A 10492-nucleotide genomic window follows, 5' to 3' on the forward strand; every position below is an offset into this window, starting at 1 on the left:
CAAAGCATAGTTGTTACACAAATAATCCATATTTTTGAATTATTAAACCTGTATATAAAAGAATAATAAAATGGCTCATAATCACGAACATCAGCATAGCCATGCTATTGAATCTTTAAATAAAGCATTTATAATTGGCATAGTATTGAATCTCTCTTTTGTATTAATTGAATTTGGAGCCGGATTTTACTATGACTCATTAGGTTTGCTCTCTGATGCCGGTCATAATCTGGGCGATGTTGCCAGTTTATTTCTAGCCTTGCTTGCATTCCGTTTAGCCAGAGTAAAAGCAAGTCCCAAATATACTTATGGTTATAAGAAAAGTACTGTACTTGTTTCATTGCTGAATGCGGTTATTTTGCTCATTGCCGTTGGAGCTATCCTTATTGAAAGTCTTGAAAAGATTAAAAATCCTCGTCCGGTAGAAGGTAGTGCTATTGCCTGGGTTGCAGGCATCGGTGTGTTTATCAATGCCTTTACAGCTATGCTCTTTATGAAAAACAAAGAAAAAGATCTGAATATAAAAGGAGCTTACCTGCACATGGCTGCCGATGCGTTGGTTTCTGTTGGGGTATTAGCATCGGGAATGATAATTTCTGGTACCGGATGGTACATTATAGACCCTATCATTGGTATAACTGTGGCCATTGTGATACTAATTTCTACATGGAACCTGCTTCACGAAAGTGTTCGTCTTTCATTGGATGGTGTTCCTGTTAATATCAGCAGCAAAGATATAAAGGAACTAATTTCGGATATTGCAGAAGTTAAAAGCATCCATCATATGCACATATGGGCACTTAGCACTACAGAAAATGCTATGACTGCCCATATTGTTGTATCCAATCTTGATATGATGGAAGAACTTAAGCTGCAAATAAAAGAGAGACTCAAAGACGCGGGAATTTGCCACGTTACTTTGGAGTTTGAAACCGAACAAGTATCTTGTGAAAGCAATTATTGCATATAATTCTACCGAAGAGAAAAATGATAGACCATTGACAGGCCGAATTCCCTTCCGGTAGTTTTTAGTTTTATATCATCTTCATAAATATCATGTTGTTTTACTTCCTTATTTTTAGCTATAAAATTATTGGCAAAGATTGCCACTGTTAGTTTATCTTTCAAAAAATTCTTTGATGCCCGTACCCGGTAAAAGTAGTTATTATAACTATCTAGTGCTACCGACTTCCGTGGGGAATAATACCCTCCATTTACATTCAGCAAATAACCATCAGGCAAGCTGAACCAGCTACTCGCCACCAGGCTACCATCAAAGCCCGTTTTTGTTAGTTTCTTGTTAAAATCCATGTAACCCTCATCGGAATAACCACCAGTAGCAACCAGCTGAAGTTTCATTGCTTTTGAAAATTGACAAGAAGCCGTTGCCGATACTATTGTTTTTTGAAAGCATAACGGATCACACACAGCAACGCGAGTTTCAGTAGTATTTGTTGATGAAAGAATAATTTCTTTTATTTTCCCGGTTCTGTCCCCTCCATAAATGTAATTAGCATCCAGTAAGAAACTAAATTTTGAAGTTATTTTACTATAGCCTAAGTGGAAGAAGTGAGATCTGCCGTCATTATATGTAGAAACATTTGTTTGATCATACATAGGAAATATAAGACTTGAATTACTCATCCACAAAGAAGAAGCTAAGTGAGAATGATAATCGGCTCTTATAATAGAATTCTTATTAAAGGCATACGATAAATTCAAGGAAGGAAGGATATTTATGATATCATCATCATAGATTATCCATGATAAAGGCGGATCTTGTTCTGTGCTCACTGCCGCAGTAAGCTGAAAATTCTTACTATGGAACTGATACTGAAGATAAGTATACCACCTTTCAAAGTTTACTTTAAACATCCTATAACTATATGATGGTTGGATCGGGTCATATCTAGCTGAAGAGTTATAAGTATCATTTCTTTTTAGCCAACTATACTTTCCTCCAATACTTATTTCATGATGTAGGGCAAAAGGCAAAACGAAATCTAGTATAGCATCCTGTCTTTTTTGATTATACTTTTCATTGTAATATGAAGACAAGTTAGTTACCTGACCATTGCTATTCATTACATCTTCACTAACATAATCATCTGTTATAGGCTGGCTATTATAAGAATAAGTTAATGAAAGTTTTGTTCCATTTGGGGAGAATAAATGTGCATAGTATGCCGATATATTATAATAAGAAGGAGTTATATCTTCAGTAGAACTATCCTTTCTATAAAAATCAGACTGGGGATACGTCAAGACTGATTCAAGAGGAAACGTTACTGGGTTACTAAACAAATTAAAAGCTACTCCCATCCCATCACTTTTGGTTAGCTGATAAAAAGCATTCACATTTGCACGATGCAGCTTTTCTGGATGGATTTTTGTTTCATTAGTTTGTAATCCATTATATGTTACAGTGGATAATGCACTTTTGCTATAGTTATCAAAGCCATAAGAATATGTTCCATTCAAGGTCAGCCCTTTATACTTCGTATTAAAGGAAGCATCGCCACCTAAAAGGCCTAGGGTTGTAGCGTTAAGACCTAAGGAAACATCTGTTCCGTTTATTGTCTGCTTCTTTGTTACAATATTAATTACCCCTCCCGAACATTCCGCTATCAGAGCTGATGAAGGATTGGTTAATATTTCAACCTTATCTACCGTTTTGGCTGGAATGCTTTTAAGAATATCTGCAGTTAAAGATGATTGTATAGAGAAGAATTTACCGTCAATGCTCAATCCAAAATCAGGTACACCATTTAATGTCATTTGTCCTAAGCCATCTACAGCTATCATCGGGTATTTTTGAAGAATGTCCAGAAGATTGGTGGTTTGCGATTCGTTATCCGCACTTACATTATAAGATATCTTACAGTGAGACACCGCCATATTTGAAGATTCAGATTTCTCTTGAGCAGAAACATTAACCATGCATACAGCAAGGAAAAAAGATAAGAATTTAAATTTCATTTGTCGTTTGTTTTATTCACAGGGAAAATTCGCGACAAAAGTAGTGTAAAAATAAATCTCCCACAAGAATTTTACAGATTCTTTGTGGGAGATTATTAATTTCTACTCGAGATGTTTTTGCATCCTTGTACAAAAGAATGCATTCTTCTGTACAAAAGATTTAATTGTTCTGTACAAAAGAAAACAATCTTTTGTACAAGGATTTATTATCTATTCAAGGAGTTTTATTAATTAGCCTTGATATAATTTACAATCCACTGTCCAACTTCAGAAGTTGATGACGGTTTTACACCTTCGCTAGCAATATCTTCAGTTACAACATTTGCATCCATTGAAGCTGCAACGGCTTTGGTGATTAATTCAGCTTCTTCTTTCAAACCAAATGCATATTCCAACATCATTGCTGCCGAAAGAATTGTAGCAAGCGGATTAGCAATATTCTTACCTGCTGCCTGTGGATAAGAACCGTGAATAGGCTCGAACACAGAAGTGTGAGCGCCAATTGAAGCAGAAGGAAGTAATCCCATTGAACCTGTAATTACAGAACCTTCGTCGGTAAGGATATCTCCAAACATATTCTCGGTTACCATTACGTCGAAGCTCTTTGGCCACTGAATCATACGCATTGCTGCATTGTCTACAAACAAGTATTCTGTCTCTACTTCAGGGAAATCTTTAGAGATTTCACGGGCAACTTCGCGCCACAAACGAGAAGTTGCTAGAATATTAGCTTTGTCAACAACAGTAAGTTTCTTACGGCGTTGCATTGCATATTCAAAAGCCAGACGAACAATACGTTCTATTTCGTAACGACTGTAAACACATGTATCATAAGCAGTGTTACCATCTTCGCTTCTTCCCTGAGGACGACCGAAATAAAGTCCACCAGTTAATTCGCGGATGCACATAAAATCGGCACCTTCAATAAGGTCTGCACGAAGTGGTGACTTATGAACAAGTGAAGGGAAAGTAGTTACCGGACGAATATTGGCAAACAATCCCAATTTTTTACGCATAGCAAGCAAACCTTGTTCAGGACGTACGGTTGCGCTTGGATCATTATCGTATTTGGGTGCGCCAATAGCTCCGAACAATACAGCATCGCTCTGCATACAAAGCTCATGAGTAGCATCAGGATAAGGATTACCTGTTTCATCAATGGCACATGCTCCTACCAAAGCATGTTTGTAATTTAATTCGTGATTAAACTTTTCGCAAACGGCAATTGTTGCGTTCAACGCTTGTTCTACAACCTCGGGACCAATTCCGTCTCCGGGAAGGACTGCAATATTTAATTTCATTTTTTTATATGGTTTATTATTAATATTCTTCTTCTATAATATTCAGCATTTTCACTGTGGCTTTAATAGCAGCCTCAGTCTGGTCGGCATCCAGTCCTTTTGTACGGAACACCCGATCATTATTTTTCCAGGTAATTATGGTTTGCACAAACGCATCTGTACGTCCACCCGGAGGAATACTCACGGCATAGTTTATCAACATTGGGAATTTTCTGCCCAACGTATTTTTATAAACTTTACGCAAAGCCCTCATAAATGCATCATACTGACCATCGCCCGATGATGTTTCCTCATATTCCTTTCCATTTACGGATATTTTCAAGGTTGCTACCGGTTTAAGCCCGCTGGTCAGAGTAAGGAAATAGTCGAGCAACTTCACTTTGCTGTTTGCCGAGCTGTGTTTCAATACATCAGAAATAATGTAAGGTAAATCTTCCTGCGTAACCAATTCCTTTCGGTCTCCCAGTTCAATAATCCGTTCCATTACTTTCTTCATGGATTCTTCATCGAGTTCCAATCCCAACGATTCCAGATTCTTACGAATATTAGCCTTTCCTGAAGTTTTTCCCAAAGCATATTCACGAACACGTCCAAAACGTTCGGGCAAAAGATCATTATAATAGAGATTACTCTTTGAATCGCCATCCGCATGTACGCCGGCCACCTGAGTAAATACGTTCTCACCAATGATCGGTTTATTAGCTGGAATGGCAATGCCAGAGTAAGATTCAACTATCCTGCTTATATCATTCAACCGATCTTCCACAATGGAAGTTTCGGCATTGAAGTGATCCTTCAAGATGGCCTGTACACTAGAGAGTGGTGCATTACCGGCTCTTTCTCCCAATCCGTTTATCGTGGTATGAAGTCCCTTTGCTCCTGAAATAACCGCAGCCAATACATTGGCAACAGCAAGATCATAATCATTATGCGCATGAAAATCAAAATGCACATTAGGATAACGTTTTACCATTTTGCGCATATATTCCAATGTCTGCAAAGGATTGAGAATACCCAGGGTATCTGGTAACATGAAGCGTTTGATAGGTAATTTAATTAATGCATTCATTAACTGAATTACATAATCGGGAGAATGTTGCATACCATTGCTCCAGTCTTCCAGATAAACATTCACATCAAAACCCATCTTCTGAGCATTGTTTACCACAGTTGTGATATCGGCTATATGCTCTTCGGGAGATTTTCGGAGTTGTAGTTCGCAATGCTTCAGTGAACCTTTGCAAAGAAGATTGATTACCCGGCACCCAGCTTCGCGTATCCAGTTCAAAGAATCCGTTCCATCTACAAATCCCAGCACTTCCACTCGATCGAGAAGTCCTCGGCGGGCAGCCCAGGCAGAAATCATCTTCACCGATTCGAGTTCTCCTTCCGAGACTCGTGCAGAAGCAACCTCGATACGATCCACTTTCAGCTCTTCAAGCAACAAACGAGCTATCATGAGTTTCTCTTGCGATACAAAAGAAACTCCACTCGTTTGCTCGCCATCACGAAGCGTTGTGTCTAATATCTCTATTCTCATTTGCTTTCCCAGGCTTCTATTTTATCTTTATTGCTTAGCAGGTAATCAATATCATCCAAGCCGTTCATCAAACAATGTTTTTTGTATGCATTGATCTGGAATTGTTCGCTTTTACCTGTAGCTTTATTTGTTATTGTCTGGTTTGGCAGATCAACTTCAACTTCTGTTTTTGCATCTTCCTCGATAGAAGCAAATAGTTCTGCCAAAAATTCATCAGAAACAACAACCGGAAGAACAAAGTTGTTCAGTGCATTATTCTTAAAGATATCTGCAAAGAAACTGCTGACAACAATACGGAAACCATATCCTGCAATAGCCCATGCAGCATGTTCGCGACTTGAACCCGAACCAAAGTTCTTTCCGGCAACCAATATCTTTCCAGAATAAGTTGGATTGTTAAGAACAAATGTCTCTATCGGATTTCCTTGCTTATCATATCTCCAGTCGCGGAAAAGATTATCTCCGAAACCTTCTTTGGTTGTAGCTTTTAAGAAACGTGCAGGAATAATTTGGTCAGTGTCCACATTTTCAAGAGGAAGTGGAACACAAGTGCTGGTAGTTATATTAAATTTTTCTTTCATTGTTATTCAACTTTTAAGCCATTAATACTCGTGGATCAGTTATTTCTCCGGTAATTGCTGCAGCTGCCGCAACAAGTGGACTAGCCAAAAGGGTACGGGCACCTGGTCCCTGACGTCCTTCAAAATTACGGTTTGATGTAGATACTGAATATTTACCGGCCGGAACTTTATCTTCGTTCATTGCCAAGCAAGCAGAACAGCCTGGTTGACGAAGTTCGAAACCTGCTTCGTTTAAAATTTTATCAAGACCTTCTTCACGAATCTGCTGATCTACTGCCCATGAACCCGGAACCAACCAAGCTACCACGTTTGCAGCTTTTTTCTTTCCTTTAACGAAAGAGGCGAATTCACGAAAATCTTCAATACGTCCGTTAGTACAGCTACCTAGGAATACATAATCAATCTTCTTGCCAAGCATTGAATCACCGGCTTTGAAACCCATATATTCTAAAGATTTAGCATAAGAAATTCTTCCGGCTTCGGGAACACTTTCAATAGTTGGAATATTTGAAGTAATGCCCAATCCCATACCAGGATTTGTTCCGTAAGTAATCATTGGTTCAATATCTTCAGCTTTGAAAGTTATTTCCTTATCGAATACTGCATCCGAGTCACTCTTCAATGTTTTCCAGTATTCAACAGCTTTATCCCAAGCTTCACCTTTAGGAGCATATTCTCTACCTTTAATATATTCAATTGTTTTTTCATCTGGAGCAATCATTCCACCACGAGCACCCATTTCAATAGAAAGATTGCAAAGTGTAAGACGTCCTTCCATTGTTAGATCTTTCACTGCTTCTCCGGCATATTCCACAAAATATCCGGTAGCTCCACCAGTTGTCATCTTTGCAATGATATAAAGAGCAATATCCTTAGCTGTTACTCCTTTGTTTAATTTACCATCTACAGTAATACGCATTGTTTTCGGACGAGACTGAAGAACACATTGTGATGCCATTACCATTTCAACTTCCGATGTACCGATTCCGAATGCAATAGCACCCATGGCTCCGTGAGTTGAGGTGTGAGAATCACCACAAACAATAGTCATACCTGGAAGAGTCAAACCATTTTCCGGACCTACCACATGGATAATACCATTTTTCTTGTGTCCCATTCCAAAATAGTTCAGGCCAAAATCTTTTGCGTTCTTATCTAACGCAGCAACCTGATTGCGTGAAATAGGATCAACAATTTCTTTATCCTGATTTAATGTAGGAATGTTATGATCGGGCATGCAAAAAATCTTTTCCGGGCGGAAACATTTTAACCCACGATCTCTCATTCCCGAGAAAGCCTGCGGACTTGTTACCTCATGACAGTAAAGTCTGTCAATATATAATTGAGTAGGACCATCTTCTACCGTACTTACAACGTGCGCGTCCCAAATCTTGTCGAATAATGTTTTCATATTCTCTATTGTCTAATTATTATATATATTACCTATTGAAACAAAATCTTATTTTATAAACTTATTAATACAGTCAATATAAGCTTCTACAGATGCTGCAACAATATCTGTATTGGCACCAAAACCGTAATAAACGTGTTTGTTATATTCAACCTGCATGTGTACTTTACCAACATCATCACTACCTTTGCTGATAGCCTGAATTGTAAATTCTTTCAATGTCATATTACGGTGAATTATATTCTTCAAAGCTTTAATTGCAGCATCAACCGGTCCGTTACCACTTGCAGCAGCTTCAAATTTCTCACCTGCAATATCCAAGCCTAAACTTGCCACAGAACGAACACCAACACCACTTGTAACCTGAAGGTAATCAACCTTTATACGTTTGTTGGTACTTCTTTCTGCTCCAGCAAGCATAAGAACATCATCATCATTAATATCTTTTTTGCGATCGGCCAGCTTAAGGAATTCATCATAAACTTTATCAAGCTTTTCTTTTTCCAAATCTATACCAAGAGAAGATAAACGATGCTTCAATGCAGCTCTTCCACTACGAGCAGTCAATACAATTGAACTATCGTCAATACCAACATCATGCGGATTAATAATTTCATAAGTCTGAAGGTTCTTCAATACACCATCCTGATGAATTCCAGATGAATGAGCAAAAGCATTCCGGCCAACAATCGCCTTATTCGGTTGAATTGGCATATTCATCAAACTTGAAACCATACGTGATGTAGGATATATCTTTTGAGTATTAATATTAGTCTGAATATTAAACTCATGATGACTTTTCAAAATCATAGCCACTTCTTCCAAAGCAGTATTACCGGCACGTTCGCCAATTCCATTCATGGTAACCTCTACCTGACGAGCTCCACCAATGATACCTGCAATAGTGTTTGCAGTAGCCATACCAAGGTCGTTGTGGCAGTGTGTAGAAATTATTGCATTATCTATGCCGTTTACATTTTCTTTCAAGAATCTGATTTTAGCTTCATATTCAGAAGGCAAACAATAACCTGTTGTATCAGGTATATTCACCACAGTGGCACCAGCTTTTACAACAGCTTCAATTACTCTTGCAAGATATTCATTATCTGTTCTACCGGCATCTTCTGCATAGAATTCTACATCTTCTACATACTTCTTAGCATATTTAACAGCAGCAACAGCTCGCTCAATAATTTCTTCACGAGTTGAGTTAAACTTATATTTAATATGAGAGTCAGATGTTCCTATACCTGTATGTATACGTTTATGTTTTGCATATTTCAGAGCTTCAACTGCTACATCAATATCTCTCTCAACTGCACGGGTCAATGCACAAATTGTTGGCCATGTAACAGCCTTTGATATTTCAATCACTGAATTAAAATCACCAGGACTCGAAACTGGGAAACCAGCCTCAATTATATCTACACCAAGAGCTTCCAATGCTTTCGCAACCTGGATTTTCTCTACTGTATTTAATTGGCAGCCGGGAACTTGTTCACCATCTCGAAGAGTAGTATCAAAAATAAATAATCTGTCACTCATCTTTTAACCTCTTTATTTAATTTATAATAATATCATAAAAAAAAGCCTTTCACACTAGGAAGTGAGAAAGGCTTTATATATTTTAATACATATCTATGCACAACGCTCACTTCCATCTAGCTTACCAGAAGAATAATAATAATGCACAGGAGAATATGTATAAATGTCTGTTTCATAAAATTGTCTTTGTTTTGACGCTGCAAAGGTAGGCAATATTTCTTATTAACCAAACGATATGAAACTTTTTTATTGCAAATTATATCATTCTATAATAATTAAAGCTTTTTTTTCACTAATATATTATCGTTTAATCTAAAAAGAATGAGATATTGAAATAAAAAAGAGAATTTCAAATTTTACTTTAAAACTCTCTTAATATTATTACTGCAAAACAAGAACTTAGTATTCCTATTTTTTATTTGCAGGTTTAGCAGCTTTTTCTACACTTGCAGCTTTTACAGTATCAGCTTTAACAGACTTAGCTGTATCAGCAACTGCTTTAGTTGAGTCAGTCACAGCAGTTTCAGGAGCTGGAGCTGTTTCTGTTTTTTTATTTCCACAAGAAGTAATAGTACATGTAAATGCAAGAGCAAAAGCTGCAATAAATAATTTTGTTTTCATAATAAATTCGCTTTAAGTATTAATAATTTCATAAAATTAACTACTTCGCAAATATAATCAAATATATGTAAAAATCAAATTTAGTTTCCAAAATTACAAAAAAAGAGATAAATTACTCAAGATGAGTATAGTACATATGAGGATTGCTAAAAATGTTCGATAGATAACAAATAAGTTGTATAAAGAGAAGCCAAGTTAAATCGGAACAAATGAAACTTAGGATAGAGAATATATTTATAAGTCGACTCAAAGTTATTCCGTCTTAAATTAAGAAGCTAAGTTATCATAGGAGGTGAAATATATACACATAAAAGCAGCAGTTACAGCATTCAGCATAATCACAAAAGTTCACGTTATTCGGGAAGAGGTAGCATATTTATAAGGAGACGCATATATACAAAAAAAGAGTCCCATTCATTCTTCATGAACAGGACTCTTAGATAAAACGGCAGCTACCTACTCTCCCACTGTTACGCAGTACCATCGGCGTGATCAGGCTTAACTTCTCTGTTCG

The 10492-nt window shown here is 37.2% G+C and carries 8 protein-coding genes; 1 reads left to right on the forward strand and 7 read right to left on the reverse strand.

Annotated elements, in window-relative coordinates; all coding sequences use genetic code 11:
* The first annotated feature begins 70 nt into the window (after nt 1-70).
* Nucleotides 71-970: a cation diffusion facilitator family transporter gene (locus tag BUC21_RS04425; protein WP_073399591.1), complete on the forward strand. Its 900-nt coding sequence runs from the start codon at nt 71-73 to the stop codon at nt 968-970.
* Between the two features lie 2 nt (nt 971-972).
* Here the strand turns inward: BUC21_RS04425 and BUC21_RS04430 are convergent, their stop codons facing one another.
* From BUC21_RS04430 to BUC21_RS04460, 7 genes are all read right to left on the reverse strand, one after another.
* Complete coding sequence (locus BUC21_RS04430; RefSeq protein ID WP_073399594.1) at nt 973-2979, reverse strand: TonB-dependent receptor plug domain-containing protein; 2007 nt, start codon at nt 2977-2979, stop codon at nt 973-975.
* 227 nt (nt 2980-3206) lie between these two features.
* On the reverse strand, nt 3207-4280 hold the full coding sequence (gene leuB / locus BUC21_RS04435) for a 3-isopropylmalate dehydrogenase (RefSeq protein WP_073399596.1): 1074 nt from the start codon (nt 4278-4280) through the stop codon (nt 3207-3209).
* A 19-nt stretch (nt 4281-4299) separates the two neighbouring features.
* Nucleotides 4300-5832: an alpha-isopropylmalate synthase regulatory domain-containing protein gene (locus BUC21_RS04440; RefSeq protein ID WP_073399598.1), complete on the reverse strand. Its 1533-nt coding sequence runs from the start codon at nt 5830-5832 to the stop codon at nt 4300-4302.
* Entirely contained in the window at nt 5817-6401 is a 585-nt protein-coding gene (gene leuD / locus BUC21_RS04445) for a 3-isopropylmalate dehydratase small subunit (RefSeq protein WP_073399600.1), read from the reverse strand. Before leuD ends, BUC21_RS04440 begins: the two co-directional genes overlap by 16 nt.
* Before the next feature lie 13 nt (nt 6402-6414).
* On the reverse strand, nt 6415-7812 hold the full coding sequence (gene leuC / locus BUC21_RS04450; RefSeq protein WP_073399603.1) for a 3-isopropylmalate dehydratase large subunit: 1398 nt from the start codon (nt 7810-7812) through the stop codon (nt 6415-6417).
* Nucleotides 7813-7860: 48 nt separating this feature from the next.
* Nucleotides 7861-9357, reverse strand: coding sequence for a 2-isopropylmalate synthase (locus BUC21_RS04455; RefSeq protein WP_073399605.1), 1497 nt, complete (start codon nt 9355-9357; stop codon nt 7861-7863).
* A 408-nt stretch (nt 9358-9765) separates the two neighbouring features.
* A complete protein-coding gene (locus tag BUC21_RS04460; protein ID WP_073399608.1) occupies nt 9766-9978 on the reverse strand; it encodes a hypothetical protein in 213 nt (70 codons plus the stop codon).
* Nucleotides 9979-10492: the final 514 nt, after the last annotated feature.

Origin of the sequence: Bacteroides luti (assembly GCF_900128905.1) — a bacterium.
Lineage (GTDB): Bacteria > Bacteroidota > Bacteroidia > Bacteroidales > Bacteroidaceae > Bacteroides > Bacteroides luti.